Origin of the sequence: Vibrio neonatus, from assembly GCF_024346975.1 — a bacterium.
Lineage (GTDB): Bacteria > Pseudomonadota > Gammaproteobacteria > Enterobacterales > Vibrionaceae > Vibrio > Vibrio neonatus.
Genome location: NZ_AP024885.1, coordinates 1053503 through 1075490, shown reverse-complemented (window position 1 = coordinate 1075490; position 21988 = coordinate 1053503). Strand labels below are relative to the sequence as shown.

At 44.5% G+C, this 21988-nt stretch carries 18 protein-coding genes; 4 read left to right on the top strand and 14 right to left on the bottom strand.

The features are described from left to right. Positions 1-10: 10 nt before the first annotated feature. Positions 11-1537, top strand: coding sequence for a SpoVR family protein (locus tag OCU38_RS04975; protein ID WP_261823996.1), 1527 nt, complete (start codon positions 11-13; stop codon positions 1535-1537). An 87-nt stretch (positions 1538-1624) separates the two neighbouring features. Here OCU38_RS04975 and kdsB read toward each other — a convergent pair whose 3' ends face one another. The 5 genes from kdsB to OCU38_RS04950 are packed head-to-tail and all read right to left on the bottom strand — an operon-like array spanning position 1625 to position 7562. Further along, positions 1625-2380, bottom strand: a complete 756-nt coding sequence (gene kdsB, locus OCU38_RS04970; RefSeq protein ID WP_261823995.1) for a 3-deoxy-manno-octulosonate cytidylyltransferase — start codon at positions 2378-2380, stop codon at positions 1625-1627. A 1-nt stretch (position 2381) separates the two neighbouring features. Then, on the bottom strand, positions 2382-2561 hold the full coding sequence (locus tag OCU38_RS04965; RefSeq protein ID WP_023404048.1) for a Trm112 family protein: 180 nt from the start codon (positions 2559-2561) through the stop codon (positions 2382-2384). Beyond that, complete coding sequence (gene lpxK / locus OCU38_RS04960; protein WP_261823994.1) at positions 2551-3549, bottom strand: tetraacyldisaccharide 4'-kinase; 999 nt, start codon at positions 3547-3549, stop codon at positions 2551-2553. The genes OCU38_RS04965 and lpxK overlap by 11 nt, the downstream gene beginning before the upstream one ends. A gap of 3 nt (positions 3550-3552) precedes the next feature. Beyond that, positions 3553-5301, bottom strand: coding sequence for a lipid A ABC transporter ATP-binding protein/permease MsbA (msbA, locus tag OCU38_RS04955; protein WP_261823993.1), 1749 nt, complete (start codon positions 5299-5301; stop codon positions 3553-3555). Positions 5302-5333: 32 nt separating this feature from the next. After that, positions 5334-7562, bottom strand: a complete 2229-nt coding sequence (locus OCU38_RS04950) for a DNA internalization-related competence protein ComEC/Rec2 (protein WP_390625254.1) — start codon at positions 7560-7562, stop codon at positions 5334-5336. A gap of 68 nt (positions 7563-7630) precedes the next feature. Here OCU38_RS04950 and OCU38_RS04945 point away from each other — a divergent pair, with 68 nt between their 5' ends. Next, positions 7631-8158: a DUF2062 domain-containing protein gene (locus OCU38_RS04945; protein ID WP_023404052.1), complete on the top strand. Its 528-nt coding sequence runs from the start codon at positions 7631-7633 to the stop codon at positions 8156-8158. Between the two features lie 112 nt (positions 8159-8270). Here the strand turns inward: OCU38_RS04945 and lolE are convergent, their stop codons facing one another. Genes lolE through lolC form a run of 3 tightly spaced genes read right to left on the bottom strand, consistent with a single transcriptional unit; the run spans position 8271 to position 11426 of the window. Next, positions 8271-9515: a lipoprotein-releasing ABC transporter permease subunit LolE gene (gene lolE, locus OCU38_RS04940; protein WP_261823992.1), complete on the bottom strand. Its 1245-nt coding sequence runs from the start codon at positions 9513-9515 to the stop codon at positions 8271-8273. Beyond that, positions 9512-10225 (bottom strand): lipoprotein-releasing ABC transporter ATP-binding protein LolD, encoded by a 714-nt coding sequence (gene lolD / locus OCU38_RS04935; protein ID WP_152821196.1) that lies wholly within the window; start codon positions 10223-10225, stop codon positions 9512-9514. The genes lolE and lolD overlap by 4 nt, the downstream gene beginning before the upstream one ends. Then, positions 10218-11426, bottom strand: coding sequence for a lipoprotein-releasing ABC transporter permease subunit LolC (gene lolC / locus OCU38_RS04930; protein ID WP_261823991.1), 1209 nt, complete (start codon positions 11424-11426; stop codon positions 10218-10220). The genes lolD and lolC overlap by 8 nt, the downstream gene beginning before the upstream one ends. Before the next feature lie 228 nt (positions 11427-11654). Between lolC and mfd the strand changes: the two genes are divergently transcribed. Together mfd and OCU38_RS04920 are read left to right on the top strand one after the other, a co-directional pair. Further along, positions 11655-15110 carry a transcription-repair coupling factor gene (mfd, locus tag OCU38_RS04925; RefSeq protein WP_261823990.1) on the top strand — a complete coding sequence of 1152 codons (3456 nt, stop codon included), beginning with the start codon at positions 11655-11657 and terminating at the stop codon, positions 15108-15110. A 164-nt stretch (positions 15111-15274) separates the two neighbouring features. Beyond that, entirely contained in the window at positions 15275-16057 is a 783-nt protein-coding gene (locus OCU38_RS04920; RefSeq protein WP_261823989.1) for a peptidoglycan binding protein CsiV, read from the top strand. A 73-nt stretch (positions 16058-16130) separates the two neighbouring features. Here OCU38_RS04920 and OCU38_RS04915 read toward each other — a convergent pair whose 3' ends face one another. The 6 genes from OCU38_RS04915 to OCU38_RS04890 all read right to left on the bottom strand — a co-directional run bounded on the left by OCU38_RS04915 (position 16131) and on the right by OCU38_RS04890 (position 21983). Beyond that, positions 16131-17015 carry an amidohydrolase family protein gene (locus tag OCU38_RS04915; protein ID WP_261823988.1) on the bottom strand — a complete coding sequence of 295 codons (885 nt, stop codon included), beginning with the start codon at positions 17013-17015 and terminating at the stop codon, positions 16131-16133. Positions 17016-17219: 204 nt separating this feature from the next. After that, the gene (locus OCU38_RS04910; RefSeq protein WP_261823987.1) at positions 17220-18509 is read right to left on the bottom strand and encodes an NAD(P)/FAD-dependent oxidoreductase; all 1290 of its coding nucleotides are present in this window, start codon (positions 18507-18509) and stop codon (positions 17220-17222) included. 326 nt (positions 18510-18835) lie between these two features. Next, positions 18836-19378 carry an alpha/beta hydrolase YcfP gene (gene ycfP, locus OCU38_RS04905; protein WP_261823986.1) on the bottom strand — a complete coding sequence of 181 codons (543 nt, stop codon included), beginning with the start codon at positions 19376-19378 and terminating at the stop codon, positions 18836-18838. 239 nt (positions 19379-19617) lie between these two features. Beyond that, positions 19618-20208 carry a penicillin-binding protein activator LpoB gene (gene lpoB / locus OCU38_RS04900; RefSeq protein ID WP_021712989.1) on the bottom strand — a complete coding sequence of 197 codons (591 nt, stop codon included), beginning with the start codon at positions 20206-20208 and terminating at the stop codon, positions 19618-19620. A 9-nt stretch (positions 20209-20217) separates the two neighbouring features. After that, positions 20218-20607: a YcfL family protein gene (locus tag OCU38_RS04895; RefSeq protein WP_023404061.1), complete on the bottom strand. Its 390-nt coding sequence runs from the start codon at positions 20605-20607 to the stop codon at positions 20218-20220. After that, positions 20607-21983, bottom strand: a complete 1377-nt coding sequence (locus tag OCU38_RS04890; protein WP_261824235.1) for a COG3014 family protein — start codon at positions 21981-21983, stop codon at positions 20607-20609. The genes OCU38_RS04895 and OCU38_RS04890 overlap by 1 nt, the downstream gene beginning before the upstream one ends. Positions 21984-21988 lie beyond the last annotated feature (5 nt).

The following is a 21988-nucleotide window of genomic DNA, read 5'->3' as shown; positions in this document are numbered from 1 at the left end:
AGGATACGTTATGTCAGCTGAAACCCAAACTAAAACACTCCCTGATGGACCGGACTGGACGTTCAGTTTATTAGAAGAATACCACCAGCAAATTAAACGTGTGGCGAAACACTATCGCCTTGATACTTATCCCAATCAAATTGAAGTTATCACCGCAGAGCAGATGATGGATGCCTATTCCAGTATTGGCATGCCTATCAACTATCACCACTGGTCATTTGGCAAAAAATTCATTCAAACTGAACAAAACTATAAGCATGGACAAATGGGGCTTGCCTATGAAATCGTCATCAACTCAGACCCTTGTATTGCCTATTTGATGGAAGAAAATACCGTCACTATGCAAGCGCTAGTCATGGCGCACGCCAGCTATGGTCACAATTCATTCTTTAAAGGCAATTATCTATTCAAAACTTGGACGGACGCCAATTCCATCATTGATTACCTTATCTTTGCCCGTAATTACATTAGCCAATGTGAAGAAAAACATGGCGTAGATGAGGTCGAGAACTTACTAGATTCCTGCCATGCTCTGATGAACTACGGCGTAGACAGATACAAGCGACCTGAAAAAATATCCATTGCCGAAGAAACTATTCGCCAACAAGAGCGTGAGCAATATCTGCAATCTCAAGTGAATGAGCTGTGGCGCACCGTTCCACAAAACAGTGAACATGCTAGCAGCCAGAAAAAGCGTTTTCCTGCAGAGCCACAAGAGAATATTTTGTACTTTATTGAGAAACACGCCCCTCTTTTGGAATCATGGCAACGGGAAATCGTACGCATCGTGCGTAAAGTCAGCCAATATTTTTATCCACAAAAACAAACTCAAGTAATGAACGAAGGCTGGGCAACATTTTGGCACTACACCATTCTCAATCATCTTTATGACGAGGGCGTCGTATCGGATAAGTTTATGCTTGAGTTTCTGCACAGCCACACTAGCGTTGTGGCGCAGCCCGCCTACAATAGCCCTTACTTTAGTGGCATTAACCCTTATGCTTTGGGTTTTGCTATGTTTCAAGACATCCGCCGCATCTGTGAACACCCCACCGATGAAGACCGAGAGTGGTTCCCAGACCTAGCAGGCAGTGACTGGCTACCTGCGGTGCACTTTGCAATGCAGAACTTCAAAGATGAGAGTTTTATCAGTCAATATTTATCACCCAAGCTGATTCGAGAGTTTAAGCTGTTTGCAGTCAAAGATGATGACCGAAAGAACTACATCGAAATTGACGCCATTCATGATGAGAGTGGTTATAAAGAAATAAGAGAGAAACTGGCTGCTCAATATAATCTCAGCAACTTAGAGCCTAATATCCAAGTATGGAACGTGGATGTGAGAGGCGATCGCTCTCTCACCTTGCAACATATCCCTCACCAGCGGATACCACTTGATAAAAGCTATGATGATGTCCTTAAACACCTTTACCGACTTTGGGGCTTTGACGTGATTTTAGAAGAGCTTAAAGAGTCAGGACATAGAGACATTCTGGCAAGTTGCCCGCAACGCAGTAATTTGGGTACCAATATTTAATCGTAATCATCACCACATCATCATCACAAATAGTAAGGGAAGCCAAAATGGCTTCCCTTACTCATTACGTTTATCACTTAATCTTTATCATTTAGTTTGGTTTAAAAAGGCTCTAACCGCTTCTAAATCTTCTAAAGTATCAACGCCCGGTGGCGGTGTTTGTTTTGCTAGCGCAACATGGATTTTTTCGCCATACCACAGCACTCGCAATTGCTCTAGGCTTTCAATTTTCTCAAGCGCCGTTGGTGCCCAATTAATGTAACGATTGATAAAGCCTGCACGATACGCATAAATACCTATGTGTCTCATCAGTGGCTGTTTTAGCACTGATTTATCATTGGCAAACTGATCGCGATCCCAAGGGATGCTGGCGCGACTAAAGTACAAAGCATAGCCTTGTTGATCTGTCACCACTTTAACCGCGTTAGGGTTAAAGGCTTCCTCGGCATCTTCAATAGCAACGCCCAAGGTGGCCATTGGCGCTGTAGAGGCTGCCAAGTTATCCGCAACTTGCGCCACAACCGATGGCGGAATTAACGGCTCATCACCTTGTACATTGACCACGATTTGATCATCGGCAATGCCCATTTTCTCGACCACTTCCGCTAAACGCTCAGTGCCAGACTCATGGCTAGGCGAAGTCATGCAAACTTGACCACCAAAGCCTTTAACCACCTCGGCAACACGCTCATCGTCTGTCGCCACAATCACTTGCTCCGCGCCTGACTGAATCGCTTGTTGATAAACATGCTCAATCATAGGTTTACCACAGATATCTGCTAGCGGCTTACCCGGCAGACGAGTGGATTGGTAACGCGCAGGAATGATGACAGTGAAAGCCATTTTAACGTCCCTCATCCATAGACATAGTGCGAGCCTCTGGCTCAAGAAGCACCGGAATCCCCTCTTTGATAGGGTAAGCTAATCGATCTAATTTACACACTAGCTCGTTCTTGTCTTTATCAAAAGTCAGCTTCCCTTTGCACACTGGGCAGGCAACGATCTCTAACAATCTATGATCCATATTCCTTTAATACCTCTTGAATTTTATTCATTATTTTTTGGCGATTTTCATCGCTAATTTGCGCGGATACGGGTAAATACCACCAATTATCATCGGCAAATTCGCGGCATTTCACCGCATCTTTTTCGGTCATTATCAATTGTTCACCATCGGCCAACAATGATACTAAATCTGGTTTTAATAAGGCTTTGTGATCGGCAAATCCAGTACACTTATTTAACTGTGCGTGCAATGTATTCAACGTATCAAAAAATCGTGGTGGATGACCAATACCGGCAATTGCACTTAGCGGGCCTAATTCGGCTACCGACTTTTGCTTACCAGTCACCAAATTCACAGCCAACGACGGTTGCAGGGCCATCGCAATTTCATTGGCTTTGGCTTCGCCGCCGTTCGTAATCAAAAAATCCACTTCGTTAAGACGCTGCATACCTTCACGCAAAGGGCCTAAAGGAATCAGGCTTTGATTACCAAAGCGGCGCTTACCATCAATAACGATAAACTCAATATCTCGCTGTAAGGCGTAGTGCTGTAAACCATCATCGGTAACCACTATATCCACATTGTATTGCAACAAGTGTTGTACCGCGTGAGATCGTATTGGATCAACAGCAACCACAGCGCCAGTACGCTGAGCAATGAGCTTAGGTTCATCGCCACAATATTGAGTCGGAGTATCATGCTTCACAAGTAGTGGATAACAAGGTGCTTTAGCGCCATATCCGCGTGATACTACGCCAACTTTCAGCCCTAATGCTTGCAAGCTCTCCACCAGCCACACCACAACCGGCGTTTTACCATTGCCACCTGCGGTAATATTACCCACTACCACTACCGGCACAGGTGCTTTATAGCTTGGCTTTTTACCTTGTAAATACGCCTGTTTGCGACTTTGGCTAATCCAAGCAAACAGCTTGCTCAATGGCCACAGCAGTGGCCAAAATAACCAACGTAACGGATTGCGACTAAACCATAATACGTGTATCAAGTTCTAGTCACCAAACTGGATTTTATGAAGTTGTGCGTACGCTTCACCCAAAGCAAGTAGCTCGGCATGCGTACCACGTTCAATAATTTCACCATCGTCGACCACTAGAATTTCATCTGCGTTTTCAATGGTGGACAGTCTGTGGGCAATCACCAGTACCGTTTTATCTTTTTGTAGCTCATCTAGGGCTGATTGAATTGCTCGTTCAGACTCAGTATCTAACGCCGAAGTCGCCTCATCCAAGATAAGTACAGGCGCATCACGTAGCAGTGCACGCGCAATAGCCACACGTTGGCGTTGACCGCCAGACAGACTGGCACCGTTTTCGCCAATCATAGTATCTAAACCATCGGGCATGTTCTTGGTAAACTCTAATGCGTGCGCCAACTTAGCGGCGTGCTCAATTTGCTCTCGGGTATATTCACCCTCAGCGGCGTAGGCAATATTGTTAGCAATGGTGTCGTTAAATAGATGCACATTTTGCGAAACCAAACCAAACTGCTCACGTAGATTAGTCAGTTTATACTGATTGATGTTCTCGCCATCTAAACAAATCTCACCATCATCTACCTCATAAAAACGGGTAAACAGGTTAGCAATGGTACTCTTACCTGAGCCCGAGCGCCCAACCAAGGCAACAGTTTTGCCTTGCGGAATGGTAAAGCTGACATGCGACAAGGCGGCTTTTTCTTTTCCTTGATAGCTAAAGGTCACATCTTTCACTTCAACCAGACCATTAGCACGTTCAATCTCTATGCTACCGGTGTCTTGTTCAGTTTTTAAATCCATCAATGAGAATAGCGTTTGTGCCGCCGCCATACCTCTTTGGAATTCAGAAGTCACATTGGTCAAAGATTTAAGCGGTCTCATCATGCCAAACATGGCGGTAAAGATAACCGTAAAGGCACCTGGAGTCAGATCGGCTCGTACTTGATCAAAACTGGCAAGGTATAACACCGTCACCAAAGCAAAAGAAGCAATCAACTGCACGATAGGGTTGGCCGCCGCTTGCGCTGTCACCATTTTCATCGATTGTTGACGCATTTTATTGCTGACTTGGTCAAAACGTTCTTCTTCTATTTTTTGACCGCCGTAGCTAAGAACGACTTTATGCCCTTTTAGCATTTGCTCCGCTGATGAGGTTACGCTCCCCATTGCAGTTTGCATGTTTTTACTAATTTTGCGAAAGCGCTTTGATACCACACGAATAGCAAACGCCACTAGCGGTGCCACTACCAATAAAACCAAAGACAACTGCCAGCTGTTCCAAAACATCAGAACCAGCAAGCCAATAATGCTAGCGCCTTCACGTACTAGGCTCACCAAAGCTTTACTGGTTGCGGCTGCCACTTGCTCACTGTCGTAGGTAATACGAGACAATAAGCCACCGGTAGATTCACGGTCAAAGAATGGCACAGGCATGTGCATGAAATGGTTGAATATGGCGCGTCGCATTAACATGACAACGTTGCCGGATACCCAACTCAAACAATAGGTAGAAATAAAGCCCGACAGGCCACGAATAATGATCATGCCAAAGATAATAAATGGCAGGATTTTTAAGAAATTCGATTCAATATCACCAAAGCCTTCATCCAATAATGGCTTTAATAAAGAGATCATATAAGTATCAGCTGCCGCATTCACAATCAGTGCTATTGCAGCAACCACGAGCCCTAGTTTATATAAACGAACGTACTTCCACAGTCGTTTAAAGGTTTTCCATGTCGACTCGTCATCAAGTTGTGTCATAAGAATTGCTTTATTTTTTATTCAGTTAATTACTATTCTACTCTGTTACGCAAAATCTGCCTATACCAAGCATCAGTTTGTCGGTGACGTATTGTACTAACCTGTACTTTTTTACTCAAAAATTGCACAGTGACCTGCCCATGAGTCCCAGTTTCAAACCACTTAGTTGCGAAACGTTTATATCTATCGACCACTTTTTGACTAGGAAGTGACCAGCGACCTTGCTTGGCAACCGATACTATGGCGACATCTGCACCAACCTGCTCAATAAATGACGTGGTTGACGAGGTATTGCTACCATGATGAGGCACTATCATCACCTCAGATTGTAAATCTGAGTATGCTAAATGATATTCCGCGACCGCGTCGATATCCCCCGTTAATAGCAGTGAATGTTGCCCATCAGATACACGAATCACACAAGAATGAGGATTAAATGCCCGAGAAACCGACTTTGGCGGCCACACCATGGCAAAGCTTAAACCTTGCCACCACCAAAACTGCCCACGTACGCAAGGCACTGCGCGACTATCGCGTTGCGGGCTAAATACTAAAGGGGGTGAAAACTGCTGGATAATATCTTCCATACCCCCTTGATGATCGTTATCCCAATGACTGATAAATAGTGCATCTAAACTGACGCCGCGACGCATCAAAATCGGTGTAATAATAGACTCCGCAATGCTGCCCTCTTCCCAACCACTTCCGGTATCGTAAAGTAATGCTCGCCCATCCGATTCAATTAATATGGCAAGCCCATGCCCAACATCTAATACATCCACTTGCCAATGAGGTTTATTCACAGACGACATGAAAGGAGCGTAATTAACCGCCATAACCCCCAGCACAATGCACAAAGCCAAACTTCTCAGCACGCCTCTTAAACACGCGCCACTAAAGAGCGTCAACATACATAGAATTTGTACGCTAGAGGCTTGAATCCATAATAGTGAATAAGGCTGAGCCAGCAAGACCCAATATTGTAAAAGGTTAAGCCCTTTATCGGCTAAAGCAAATAACGCAGAGCCAAGCCAGATTGAAAACGCATTGCCGATAATGCCGGCCAGCAATAAAGGCACAACATAAAAAGAAACTAAAGGTATGGCGACCGCATTAAATAAAAAGGATAACCAAGCTACGCCGCCTAACGCCAGCGCAGAAATCGGCGCAAGACCTAAACTCAAATACAGCTGTACCCGCAGCCAGATACCTAACTTACGCTGGGTATTTGTCTCTTTATTTCGCTCATCAAGCGATACCTCACTTGCTGGCACTATATGATCAAGAGCAAGTAAAATGAGCGCAACCGCGCCAACACTTAACCACAAACTACTCGACACCGCGGACATTGGAGAGATCATCAACACAATTGCCAACGTCAGCCACAATACCCGCCAACGACTTATGCGTATGCCAAGCAAGAGCATCAATGAGGCAATCACACACATAATAAGAGCGCGCTGGGTAGGCAAGCTAAATCCTGCGAGCCAAGCATAAAAACACGCCACTGCCACTGCGCTAAACAACGGTAGCCATATCAATTTAGGCAGGCCAATACGCAAAATATGCCCAATCCACCAGCCCACCATATACGCAAGCCCAATATGCAATCCCGAAATCGCAATCAGATGGGCAAGCCCAGTCTGCTTTAAGTTATACCACTGCTGTTTATCGATAAGTGAACGCTCACCAAACAGCAAAGCCAGCATTAAGGGTTGTGACTTAAAATCCAAGGTTTGTCGGTAAATATCGGCAAACCATTTCCCTCTAAGATCAGGTGCTGAAATCCGTTGTAACACCTTAGTGACTTTGGCTTGCGCTAACACTCGCTGTGAAAAATAATATCGCTGCGCATCAAAGCCCGCTTCGTTTAATACCCCATGTATCGGCTTGATGTCGACAGATACCCGCCATATCTCACCAAGTTGCATTTGTGACGCCTGTTCAACGGGCACTTTTAACAACACTTTCCCGCTAAAATCTGCATCACATGCATAAATTTTTAATATGTTAACTACTGAATTTGCAAAATAAAGATTTGATCTAAGCGTGCTGTCTATCTGAATATCTATGGTAAGATTCTCAGTACAATCGAACAACGTATTGGCGTCTCGTACAAAAGCATAACTCTGTACTAGACTAATCACTGATGCCAACAAAATGCCCAGAGCTCCTCTGTACATTTTGACTCGGCAACAGAGCAATATCGTTGCAAGTATTGGAACAAGCCAAGCTAACTCATAAAGAGTGTGCCAGTGCATTGCCGCGACAATCGTCGCTGAAAATGAAATTAGATTCCAGTTACCTAGTAAGAGAGCCATTTTCCCTTATGCCTAGAAAATTTATTCAACGCTTCATGCCAGACCATGAACTGATTAAACGTCAAAAAGCGCTTAGGATATTTGGAAATGTTCTCTATAACCCTAACTTATGGGTTTTGAATCGCCGTTCAGCATCTGGTGCATTTGCTGTCGGGCTATTCATGTGCTTTGTACCACTTCCAAGCCAAATGATTATGGCTGCAGGGTTGGCCATCGCATTTGGAGTGAACCTTCCGTTATCTGTCGCATTAGTGTGGATCAGTAACCCTATTACCATGCCGATTATGTTTTATCTGGCATACAAGTTAGGGGCATGGGTGATGCAATTGCCAACCCAATCGTTCCACTTTGAACTTTCATGGGACTACCTAATTTCACAAATGTCGACCATAGGTCCTCCATTTTTGCTCGGTTGCGCCATTTGTTCTGTGGTACTTTCTATTACCGGATACTTTGGTATTCGCGCCCTTTGGCGATACTCTGTGGTTCGCAGTTGGCAAAAAAGAAAACTAAAGCTGAATCTTTTTGCTAAATAATCAAAACAGAGCCACTGTTAAAAAATAGACATAAAAAAAGCGTTGCTTACTCAGCAACGCTTTTTTAGTTCTTTATTCATACCAAATGTAACATGGGCATGACTTATACCCTCTATTTCGCGCTCAAAACGCTAGCAGGATTCAGCTGACTTGCTTTACTCGCTGGATACCAAGTGGCTAACAAACTCAATATAATTGCGGTACCTGATACTAGCAATACATCCATAGGGTTTACTTGAGAAGGTAAGAAGTTCACAAAATACACATCGCCAGATAAGAACTTATGTCCAATAATTTTCTCTATGATCTGCACAATGGAAGTCAGATTTAACGCCACTAATAGGCCTAACGCACTGCCTGCTACTGAGCCTAACACGCCAGATAACACGCCCTGCCACATAAAAATGGCTTTAATCAGCGAGTCTTGCGCGCCCATAGTACGCAAAATAGCCACCTCTGCGGCGCGATCTTTTACCGCCATCATCAGCGTAGACACAATATTAAAGCAAGCCACACCAATCACCAGTACCATCACCAAGTACATAATAGTGCGCACCATCTGAATATCGCGGTAAATAAAGCCAAACTCTTGTTTCCAGCTATTGATATACACATAAACAGGTAAGCGATTACCAATCGAGCGCATTAAATTTGACGCATTAAACACATCGGTGGTTTTCACCGAAATGCCCGTTACACTATCGCCCATCGCCAGATACGACTGCGCATCTTGCAGCGGAATCAACGCCAATCCATGATCAAGCTGTCCACCTAAAGCAAAAATGCCACTCACCTTTAACCGAACTCGCTTAGGAGCTTGCGTGCGACCATTTTTTGCCGCCACTGGAATCATTAACGAGATACCATCACCCACAGCCACGTCCAATTGCTTAGCAATGCCCTGTCCGAGTATTACCTGATTTGAGCCAGCCGTAAAATGTTGCCACGCATCCCCTTGTATAAATTGTGATAATTTGGTCACTTGGCTTTCAAGTTTCGGGTCAACGCCTCTCACCTGTAGCGCTTTTAAATGCTTACCTTTCTCAGCAAGAGCAGTAAAAGTGACAAAAGGGGCAGCGGCTTGCGCTTGTGGCTGTTTTTCAATCAACTGCACTAACTGCGGCCAATCGGCTAACGGTTTATTCACCGAAGTGAAATCGCCATGTGGGACCACTGACAAAACGCGATTTTCTAACTCGCGCTCAAAACCATTCATCGCCGACAAGCCAATAATAATCACCGCAACGCCAACCATGATGCCTAGCGTGGAAGACAAAGAGATAAAGGAAACCATCTTATTACGCTGCTTAGCCCGACTAAAACGACCACCAATAAAAAGCGATAAGGAGTTAATCACTCGACGACCTCTTCATTTACTTGCACCAACAGCCCATCTTTCATGTGCATTTGTCTGTCCATTTTCTCAGCCAGCTCACTGTCGTGAGTAACCACCAAAAACGCAGTGCCTGATTTCTGATTAAGCTCGCGCATTAAGTCATAGATGCCTAATGCGGTAGTGTGGTCAAGGTTGCCTGTGGGTTCATCGGCAAGTACTAGCGACGGCTTATTCACCAAGGCCCTCGCGATAGCTACCCTTTGTCTTTCACCACCAGAGAGCTCTGATGGTCGATGTTCAAGGCGGTGTTCTAAACCGACTCGGGTTAACAACTCGCGCGCCGCTTGCTTGGCTTTATGTGGTTTTTCACCACCAATTAGCAGAGGCATTGCCACATTTTCTAGCGCCGAGAAATCCGCTAACAAATGGTGGAACTGATACACAAAACCAAGATGTTGATTACGCAATTTGGCTTGTTGGTTACTGCTTAATTTCCCTAAATCTTGACCGTTAAAATGCACATCACCAACGGTGGCATCATCCAACGCACCTAAAATATGCAGTAAGGTACTTTTACCTGAGCCGGAACTGCCAACAATAGAGACCAATTCGTTGTGGGCAATGGTAAAACTCACTCCACGCAGAACTTGAGTATCAACATTCCCTTCAAGGTAGGTTTTTTGTACGTTGTGGCACTCTAATAAATTGTGACACTCTAATAAATTACTCATATCTTAACGCCTCAGCGGGTTTAACCGATGCAGCTCGGTAGGAAGGATAAAGGGTAGCAACGACGCTCAAGCAAACCGCTAGGCCCACCACTAATAGTACTTGTTGATATTCAATTAAAATTGGCAGTTGCCCGCCATAGGTATACAAAGACACGCCAAGCGCTTGCAAAATACTGTTTAAATTACTGGCCAAAACTACGCCAAGTATTCCGCCAAACACCGCGCCGACAACACCACTGCTTGCTCCTTGCACCACAAAAATGCCCATGACTTGCTGCTTGGTCATACCTTGAGTTTTCAAGATAGCCACTTCAGCTTGTTTTTCCATCACGACCATGATCAGCGCCGAAATAATATTAAAGGCCGCCACACCCACAATAAGCCCTAACATTAGGCCCATCATGCTTTTTTCCATTTTTACCGCTTGAAATAGCTCGCCTCGTTGAGCTCGCCAATCTTGCCATGTCCAACTCTCATCCAATGGCATAGTCGCGAGCTGACTTACCGCGAAAGGATCGTCCAAATATAGACGCCAACCACTCATCTGCTTGCTGTTCATTTTTAGCAAACGCCCCGCATCTTCGATATTGGCCACCATTAACTGACCATCCACATCCGAACCGGTATTGAAAATGCCCGATACAGTAAAGTTTCGTTGACTCGGAATGCGGCCTATCGGTGAATATTGGCTGGTGCTAGTGACCATCAAGCGCACTTTATCGCCCTGTGCCACTTTCAGAGTGCGCGCCAAAGAGTGCCCAATCAACAAGTGATATTTACCCTGTTCAAGGGAATCAACACTGCCCGACAACATAAACTGGCGCAGCGGTTCATCACGGCTACCTTCAATGCCAACCAACTGCCCAGCGGCAAGATGATCAGGGCTTTGCAATACCGCTTCGCTAGACACCACAGGCACACTTTTAACTAGGTGCGGTAAATTGGCAATAAACTCGGGAGGCTGCTCAGTGCGCACGGTTTTACCGGATACGTCACTGACAATAGCTTGAGGAAGAACGCCTAAAATACGCCCTTTTAACTGCCCTTCAAAACCATTCATCACCGACAATACAGTAATCAAAGATAATACGCCGATAGTAATACCTGCGGTCGACATATAGGACACAAACCGACTAAATCGATCTCCTGAGCGTCCTCTCAAATAGCGCAAGCCAACATAAAGTGAAATGGGTCGAAACATAACCAACCGAATAATAATTACAGTGCCATTAATGTAACCACTAATTAGGGCTTCGAGTAGTGTTTGATTCTATTTTTAAGCAGAATCATTCACAAAACGTCAATAATTGACCAATCACGCCACAATTCCGCCTTTTTTCATCAGTTATTAATAGATAAACGCCCTAGGGTTTACGATAATCAGGTACATTACTACGCAGATCATTTTATCTTGGAATCTCACTGTCTTATGGATAACCACTCGCTTTTTGCTTTACCTATAGCGTCCACTTCGGGCGATAGAAAACAGCTAGGTAACCTACAAGGTGCATCACTGTCTATTGCTGTGGCGCAACTCGCCAAACAGCATCAAAATCCGATACTATTAATCGTCAGTGATCCACAAACAGCAATAAAGCTACAAATGGAATTGGAGCAATTTAGCCCTGTTCCTATCTCGGTATTTCCAGATTGGGAAACCTTACCCTACGACAACTTTTCTCCGCACCAAGATATTATCTCTGATCGCATTGCAACCTTGTATCAACTGCCAACGTTAAGCCAAGGCATTGTGATTGTGCCAATCAGCACACTATTGCAAAGACAATCTCCGCGAGAGTTTTTACTGCAACATACCTTGATGGTAAAAACCGGTGATTTGTTCTCGTTAGATAAGCTCAGGTTACAGCTAGAAAAATCCGGCTATCGCAACGTTGACCAAGTATTTGGTCCGGGGGAATACGCCAGTCGCGGTTCTATTTTAGATTTATTCCCTATGGGCAGTAGCGACCCATTCCGCGTAGACTTTTTCGATGATGAAATAGACACCATTCGCACTTTTGATCCTGAAAATCAGCGTTCTATCTCTGATGTCCAAGAGATCAGACTGCTACCTGCGCATGAATTTCCAACCGATAACGAAGCCATTGAAGATTTTCGTATCCGCTGGAGACAAAAATTTGATGCACGCCGCGAACCAGAATCTGTCTATATGCAGGTCTCTAAAGGCACTTGGCCTGCGGGCATAGAATACTGGCAACCGCTGTTCTTTGATCATACCGAAACCTTATTTGATTACCTGCCACAGCACGCGCTGCTGTTATCTGTGGGGGATATCGAGTCGGCTATCGATACTTTCCTTACTGATGTGGATTATCGCTACGATCAGCGCAAAATTGACCCTTTGCGCCCGCTACTTGAACCTGCCGAATTGTGGATGAAAAAAGACGAACTGTTCGCCTCCATCAAGCAATGGCCGCAAGTTAAACTAAATAAAGAGGCCATTGACCAAAAGGCAGGCCGAGTCAATTTACACATTGAGGCATTGCCAGCACTGGCAGCGGCTCCGCAAACTAAAGAGCCGATGTCGGCCTTGCGACAATTTAGCGAAAGCTATGCAGGTAAAGTGGTATTCTCGGTTGAATCTGAAGGTCGCCGCGAAGCATTAATCGAATTATTAGCACCCGTTAAAATATTACCCAAAGCAGTAGCAAATTTAGACCAAGCTCTCGCCAGTAAAGATAAGTTCAACCTCATCTTAGGCTCATCAGAGCACGGCTTTATCCACCATGCGCCCGATTTTGCTTTAGTGTGTGAAAGCGACCTACTAGGCGATCGCGTTATACAGCGACGTAAAAAAGACAAACGAACCGTCAACAGCGATACCGTAATTCGCCACTTAGCCGAGCTTAAGCCTGGGCAACCTGTCGTGCATTTAGATCACGGCATCGGTCGTTACTTAGGGTTGCAAACACTTGAAGCCGGTGGCATCACCACAGAATACGTGACCCTTGAATACCTCAATGAATCCAAACTATATGTGCCGGTATCATCGCTTAACCTCATTAGCCGTTACTCAGGCGGCGCTGAAGAAAGCGCGCCACTGCATAAATTAGGCAGTGAGTCATGGACTAAAGCTCGCCATAAAGCAGCGGAGAAAGTGCGCGATGTGGCCGCTGAATTGCTCGATGTGTATGCCAAGCGCGAAATTAAGCCCGGTCATCAATTTAAGCTCGACCGCGAGCAGTACGCACAATTTAAAGCAGGTTTCCCATTTGAAGAGACCGATGATCAAAACCAAGCCATCAATGCGGTGCTCTCTGACATGTGTCAAGCCAAAGCTATGGACCGTTTGGTGTGTGGTGACGTAGGTTTTGGTAAAACCGAAGTGGCATTACGCGCCGCCTTTGTTTGTACCGATAACGCCAAACAAGTGGCGGTGTTAGTGCCGACTACCCTTCTTGCTCAGCAGCATTTTGAAAACTTTAGAGACCGTTTTGCCAATCTGCCGATTCGCGTTGAAGTGCTCTCACGCTTTAAAAGCGCCAAAGAGCAAAAACAGATTTTGGCCGATGTTGCCGATGGCAAAGTCGATATTATTGTCGGCACGCATAAACTGCTACAAGACGACATTAAGTTTGCCGATTTAGGTTTGTTAATTGTCGATGAAGAGCACAGATTCGGCGTACGACAAAAAGAGAAAATGAAAGCGATGCGCGCTGACGTCGATATTTTGACTCTGACTGCAACGCCAATCCCACGTACACTAAATATGGCAATGAGTGGCATGCGCGATTTATCCATCATTGCGACGCCACCGGCTAGACGACTAGCGATAAAAACCTTTGTCCGTCAAAGTGATGATGCCATTGTGCGTGAAGCGATTTTACGTGAAATCATGCGTGGTGGTCAGGTGTACTTCCTGCACAACCAAGTCGATACCATACACAAAGTGGCCGAAGATTTGGCTAAATTAGTCCCAGAAGCGCGTATCACCACCGCTCACGGACAAATGCGAGAGCGTGAACTTGAAGCTGTGATGAATGATTTCTATCACCAACGCTTTAATTTGCTAGTGTGTACCACCATTATTGAAACGGGCATTGACGTACCGACCGCCAATACCATCATCATGAACCGCGCTGATAACCTCGGTTTAGCCCAGCTTCACCAGTTGCGCGGTCGCGTGGGTCGCTCGCACCACCAAGCCTACGCTTATTTACTCACGCCTCACCCGAAAGCCATTTCTAAAGATGCAGCCAAACGCCTTGAAGCAATTGCTTCACTTGAAGATTTGGGAGCAGGCTTTACTTTAGCCACGCACGATCTGGAAATTCGCGGCGCAGGTGAATTGCTCGGTGATGAACAAAGCGGTCAAATCCATACCATAGGTTTCACCTTGTACATGGAAATGCTTGAGCAAGCTGTTGAGGCACTAAAAGAAGGCAAAGAGCCTTCCCTTGATGATCTTCTGCGCGAACAAACCGAAGTGGAACTGCGCCTTCCTGCTTTACTGCCGGATGATTATATTCCTGACATCAGCACTCGCTTGTCTTTGTATAAGCGTATCGCCAGTGTCAGCGATGATCGTCAGCTAAGCGAAATGAAAGTTGAGCTCATCGATCGCTTTGGGCCACTGCCTGACGCGACAAAAAACTTACTGCAAGTGGCACAAATCAGACTGGCCGCTGCCGCCATTAAAGTCGATAAAGTCGAAGCGCATGATAAAGGCGGTTTCATTGAGTTTTATCCTGACGCGGACATTAACCCTATGTACTTGGTTAAACTGCTACAAAGTCAGCCCAACAAATTTGCCATGGATGGGCCAACGAAAATTAAGTTCATGCACAGTTTAGTTGACCGCCGTGACCGTATCTCTTATGTGACTGACTTAATAGAAGAGTTTGCTAAAAATAGAGTCGCATAAACAACCACTTGCAGTAGCATTAAAATGATATCTGCTATACTGCGTAAATCTAAGGAATATTGCTCTTTCATGATAGTTTTACTCATAGTAATCTTGTCATATTCACAGCGATAACCTTTAAGTATTCATAAAGATAAACGGCCTTTGATAGCCATGGAGCCAGAATGAAAAAAATTATTCCTCTATTGATGATGCTTTTGCTGATTCCTAACTTAGCACAAGCTCAAAAGAGAGAATTTGATGTTGAAGTCTTGATTTTCAAGCGTTCAATTGATCCAGAAACAACCGTAGAATCATGGCCAAATGAGCTGACTCAAATCGACTTACAAGGTAGCGCACCTTTTAGTGATGCCAATTACAGACATAAAAAAGGCGTACAAATGCTTTCTTATGATCACTATGAGTTGCTAAAAGAGCGTGATGTGCTGAAAAGTCACGCCGGATTTGAGGTCTTGTTCCATAAAGCATGGCGTCAAGGTGATCACGGCAAAGCCAGTGCTCCGGTATTTCATGTACAGGCGGGTAAAAACTACGCTAATACCTTCAACGCAGACGGCTCTCAAATCGATGGCGATCACCCAAGAGTGGACATGCACACCCCGCTGTATGAGCTAGACGGTAAACTGCAAGTTTATGTGCAGCACTACCTGTTCCTAGAAACACAGCTTGATTTGCATGCGCCAAGTGTTCGCAGTATCACCTTTACTGAGAAAACACCCGATCAACTAAAAGACAGTGAAAACTTTTCCGTATTAGCGGATACAGAAACCGCAGATACTAATGTTCAAGCCGGTAATCTAGAACAAGTATCACCGAAGAAAGTCGAAGAGACCTTCTTAAAAAGCTATCGTATGGATCAGAAACGTCGCATGCGCAGTGGCGAAACCCACTATTTGGATAACCCTCTGATGGGGATGATTATTCAGGTGAGACGCGTAGAACAATAATCCATTATATCCTGTCGTATAATGCAAAAATGGCTTCCTATTTAGGAAGCCATTTTTAATGCAAAGCCATAATCTATAAATCAAATCCGTACAGCTTAGCGGGGTTATTCACCAGTATTTGCTCAACTAGTTGTTCGCTTGTCGCTTGCTCTGCCAATAAATCCAGCATACTCACATCATTGGGCATTTCTCGTTTGTTGATGTATTCACTCGGATGCGGCCAATCTGAACCCCACAAAATGCGAGTCGCTCGCGCCTCCACCAGAGCTTTACCAATAGCGATGTTATCACTATAGTGCGGCGCACCAATGATTGAGTCTTGGTATGCCGAAGATATTTTTACCCAAGCTCTATCTTGTTGCATTAAATTACTCATTATCTCAAAAGCAGGATGCAAAATACCTTGCTCCGCGGGCAGTTGCCCTCGATGATCAAACACAATTTGGCACGGTAAGCTTTCTAGCACGGATTTAAATTCAACAATGAGATCGGCTTTGATCCAAAAGCAAATATGCCAGCCCCACAAGGCTAATGTTTTGGCGCATTGACGAATAAAATTCTCATCAAAATCGTCACTACAGGACACCGCAAAACGAATCCCCCGCACTCCCAATCGATGCATAAACTGCAACTCTTCGCGACTGGGCAAAGTAGCAATCGCAATCACCGCCCTTGCGCTACTGCCCATATGCGTGAGCGCATCTAGAGTACAGCGGTTGTCATAGCCATAAGCAGAAGGCGTAACAATAACGTTTCTATCAAAGCCAAAGCGCTTTTTCAGCATTCTATAACACGCTACTGTCGCAGGAGGCATATTGCTGGTATCACTTTTGCGATACTCAAACTTTACTGGATCAAAAATATGATGGTGAGCATCACATGCTCCGGCGGGAATAGACAATTGCGGAAGGTTTCTTCCTGTTGAATAAGGCACTTGCGCAGGGATGGTATGCGTCATTACTTAGAATACTCCAGTTTGCTAGATCCATCGTTAACTATACGAATATGTATAGTTCAATTTTAAACGATTGGCTGTAAATTACTGATTTTATTCTTAGTAATTAAGGCTTGGAGATAAGGTAAAAAGGACGTGTCATAAAAAAGAGGAGCACAAAGCTCCTCTCCTATCATTGATGCTGATGTTAATAAAACAATCTGATGCTTAGTGCAGTTTTAGGTTTGGACGTAGTGCTCGGTTAATACGTCCTACTAGCATCATTAACGCAGTTTTAAACATGCCGTGTAGCGCCATCTGGTGCATGCGGTACAATGAAATATACACCACGCGAGCAATGCGGCCTTCAACCATCATAGAGCCTTTAGTCAGGTTACCCATCAAGCTACCTACGGTTGAGAAATTACTTAACGAAACCAAAGAGCCGTGGTCTTTATATTCATAAGCAGACAATGTTTTATTGTTCATCATAGCTAAGATATTTTTAAAGGCATGGCTCGACATTTGGTGCGCTGCTTGTGCGCGAGGCGGTACAAACTTACCGTCTTTTTGCGTGCATTGCGCCAAATCACCAATCACAAAAATATGATCATCACGCGTGGTTTGTAGCGTATCTTTAACCACTAACTGATTGATACGGTTAGTTTCTAAACCGGCAATATCTTTGATAAAGTCAGGCGCTTTAATGCCTGCCGCCCACACCATGATTTGTGCTGGGATCTTCTCGCCATCTTTGGTTGTTAAGCCAGTTTCATCGGCTAATGTCACCATAGTCGCGGTGCGTACATTAACGCCAAGCTTAGTCAGTTCGTGATGAGCTGATTGTGAAATGCGAGGTGGTAAAGCCGGTAGAATGCGCTCCCCTGCTTCCACAAGGCTGACATTCAATTTGCTTGAATCTAGGTCACCAAAACCGTAGTTACGCAGCTCTTTGATAGCATTGTGCAGTTCAGCAGATAGCTCAACTCCAGTTGCGCCTGCGCCTACAATCGCGATATCAACCTGACCTTCACCAGAGTGTGCGTGCAGTTTTAAAAACTGGTTGTTCATCTCTTCGCGGAAACGGTGCGCTTGCTCTGGGCTATCAAGGAAAATACAGTTATCACGAACGCCTGGAGTATTAAAATCGTTTGAAGTAGAACCGATTGCCATCACTAAATAGTCGTATTCTAACTCGCGCTGTGGAATCAACAGTTCACCAGCAGCGTCTTTTAACTCTTCTAAAATGATCACCTTACGTTCACGATCAATGTCGCTCAGGCTACCCATTTGGAATTCAAAACCGTGGTTTTTAGCGTGTGCGCGATAGCTAAGTGCATCCACACCTGCATCTAGAGAACCTGTTGCGACTTCGTGCAGTAGCGGTTTCCATAAGTGACTCGCTTTGCGATCAACCAGTGTGACACTGTGGTTCTGGTTGCGTCTGAACTTACGCCCCATTTTAGTTGCGAGCTCTAGTCCACCGGCGCCGCCGCCTACAATAATAATTCGTGCCATTTCAACACTCCTTGATTCAAATAATAAATTTTTTGTTGCAAGACCGCTTACGCCATCTTGTGAGAATTTAGTGAGTATCGAAAACTCTTATTGTTCACGTTCTAAGTTTCTTGGGGCGAATTTACTTCGCCTCTCATTTTTCTTTGATCTAAATCAATTTATTAACCGCATTATATCCAAATCGTCTTACTGAGCAACCGACAATAGCGAAATAACCTTAATTAAATTGCTGATATTGAAAAGATAGTGGCAGTATAGGCAAAAAAAAACCTGCTCGAGGCAGGTTTTAGAGGATAATTTGGTTAAAAATCAACTTACTGAACAGACTACTCAGCGTTTTTAAATGCTTTTATGCTTTGTAAGTGCTGCGAAATCTTCTTAAATTTATGCGGTTCGTGTTCATCCCAAACGATTTGATAATAGTCTTCAAGTGTTTCTGCCGTGACTTGATTATCATGCACATCGTCATTTCGAGACAAAATCACCATACAGCGGTCTTTGTTTTTGATACGGTACTGTTCTACGCATTTAGTTGCAATATCGACATACTCTTCCGGTCGGTCGATTCGCCCTTGCATTGTCAATTCAGGATGAAGATTAGGGTTGAAGATCACCTGTTTAATGCCACAGAGAAATCCGATACGCTCCGACCAAAAGCCGCCTAAGCCGACGCCACAGATTATCGGGTTTGGATCATTTGAACACTCAATCGCTCTATGGACTTCTTTTAGAAGATGCGCCATATCGTGCTTAGGGTGTAAGGTGCTGTAGTTAATAAAACGTACATCTTCATCAATGAATTGAAGCTGCATCACCTTCTCGTGGTTACCAGGGCTAGTCGAATCAAAGCCGTGAAGATAGATAATCATGGAACTTTCCTTGTAAATACTGGCAGCCAGTAGTTGAGACTTTTTGTTGCTGCCTAGAATCGTTACTACTCATTTAAATTTAACACGTATTTGAGCAATAAGAAGTTTTCCCGCAATATTTGTGGTCAGCTTTTGTTGAGCCACATCAAGTAATGAATAAAATGTTGCGCCTTATCCAAGCCTATTTAGCTTCTATTAAAAAGGCCAGTAACGACTGGCCTTTTATCTATAGACTAAAATTACAGTCCTAGCAGACTTTTAGACTGTTGTTTACGAATCTCGGTTTCATCAGCCCACTCAAGTAAGCCTGTTTTAAGATCCATAAGACGCATGGTCATTTTGTAGTACACATCTTTATCACTACCGTCTTCTTTAACGATGCTTGATAGGTTGCCGTACAACATGTATTGCGCGCCCACCATGTTACCAAACTGAATCGCGCTGCTTTGGTCAACTAGCTCATCATTGTTTTGGAAGTTAAGCTGTTTGCGTACAGACTCAACACGGTCCATATCAACAAAACGGAACTTACCTGAATTTAGCATCTTAGTGCTCACAGAATCGGTAATAGACTCTGTATCAATGTGTTCGCTAGTTTTGTTTTTAATACGCTCAACAAAAACAATCGGACGCTGATTTTGGGTGATTGCACCTACAGAGCCAGAGCTAAGCATGCTATCTACCATTTCCGCTGCAATTTTTTGCAGATCCGTAGAACCGAAATCAACTGTTGTTGTTTCTACAGCTTGCGCATCACCGTAGTTCACTTTATTTGAACAGCCACCTAAAATGACAGCTAAGCCCAGTAACGCAATTACACTTTTTTTCATTTTATTTCCTTAGTTGTCCGACTCTCGGATTTGAACTCTAAATTGAGTGCCTTCTGGGTTGATTGAAACTTCAGAGAATGTTCTCGTTTCAAGCCCGCGCACAATATCTTGTCGCCATGCCGACGGTTTCGCATTCACTTCCAACCCACTGTCATCGTACCAATAGAATCGGTATTGAATGCGTAGATCGCCTTTGTAATGGCTACTTACCGTCACCACGCCTCGGGTTCGGCCTTCTTTTTCTACCGTTGCAATATCATCAACGATCAAACGGCTACCCAAAACATTGTCACCAAAAAGCACTTTTTGGCTTTTACCGTCTATTCCTAAGCCTGCTGTATTTTGAGAACAACCAGCTATCGCCACCAATGTGACTAGGAGTAACGCCAGTTTTTTCATTATTCTATCGCTCCCAATTGTTTATGCCATATTGTCACGCTGCTTCCTTGTCTAGAAAGCCATACTAAAGTGGTTTCTCCATCTCGGACATCAAACGGATATACCTTTGAACCCGCCACTAATTCGTGAGTGCCTGCCTCAAGTGTAGCACCTGAACTGTAGACCTTTTCAGGAAGCGACTGCCAACTGCGGGTATCGGCTTGTTCCGTTAACGTATTCAGCACACTAAACAATATGCTGCCTACATCATTACCTTTAGTGGTCTCTTTACGCACCAGATCTTTTGTTACGACCCGTAAAACTTGTCGTAGTAAAATACTCGGCATTTTTTCAGTCAGTTGGTTACTTGCCATTAAATTGACGTCCACCAGCTCATCACCACTGATACCTCGACCATCAAGTTGCAATGCGCCAAAGCGTTGCGCCTCGTTGTCGTGATAATAAGGAAGTGACACTGAATATAAAGCTAAGTCGCCACGACTGTCATTGACCGGAATGGTCAATTGCCAATCATCCATCGCTTTTACTACGCCACGCTCATCAATAATGATGACTCGACCTTCACCTTTTGGCAAAGGCTTATAAGGGCCATATTGTTTGGTCAGTAACGCTAAATCTTGACGCATACCAAGTAACGTTGCCACACGCAATGTACCGTCGATAACCTGTTTGTTATCGGGTGCTACCGCTAAGGCGCGTCGATAATCCACATAAGCACTGTTAGGATCGCCTTGCGTCTCGTAAAGTAGCGCCGACAAATACAATAGATAACCGTTTTGCACCGCTTTTAACTTATCTCCTGCATCAGGATAGCGCGACAATACGCTACCAAGATTAGGACTTAGACCGCTTTTACGCATGTCAGTTTCAGCGGATTTCAATTCTGCTTCTCTGGCTTTACGGGCACGCTCTTGCACTTGGTTAGCGCGGCGCATTTCAACTAACGCCCCTTCTAAACTATTAATTTTAATGTAGTTCAGACCAAGATAAAGGTGTAAAAAGCCCAATTCATAGTCAGCTGGTTGATACGCAGTGAGGTTATCATTTACCGCTAATGCACCCGCACTCGTGGCTGTCTCACTGACTGAGATAAGCGGTTGATCTTGCCACTTACGCACTGCTTTATCACTGAGTTCAAAAGAGGTTTTACTGGCAGGATACGCTGAGGCAAGGAAATTAACGCGCCCTTTTTCCATATTATCTAGGATATCGCCCGCTTGATAATCCGGTAGCTTTTGCTGAGCTTCGACGTAATTACCTTGCTTAACTTCTTGATAAACAGGTTTATTTTGTGCAGTGTAAGTGCTAAACAGATTACCTGCTGATAGCGAAGAACAGGCGGTAATCACCACACTGCCCATCACTACCAATGCCATACGGC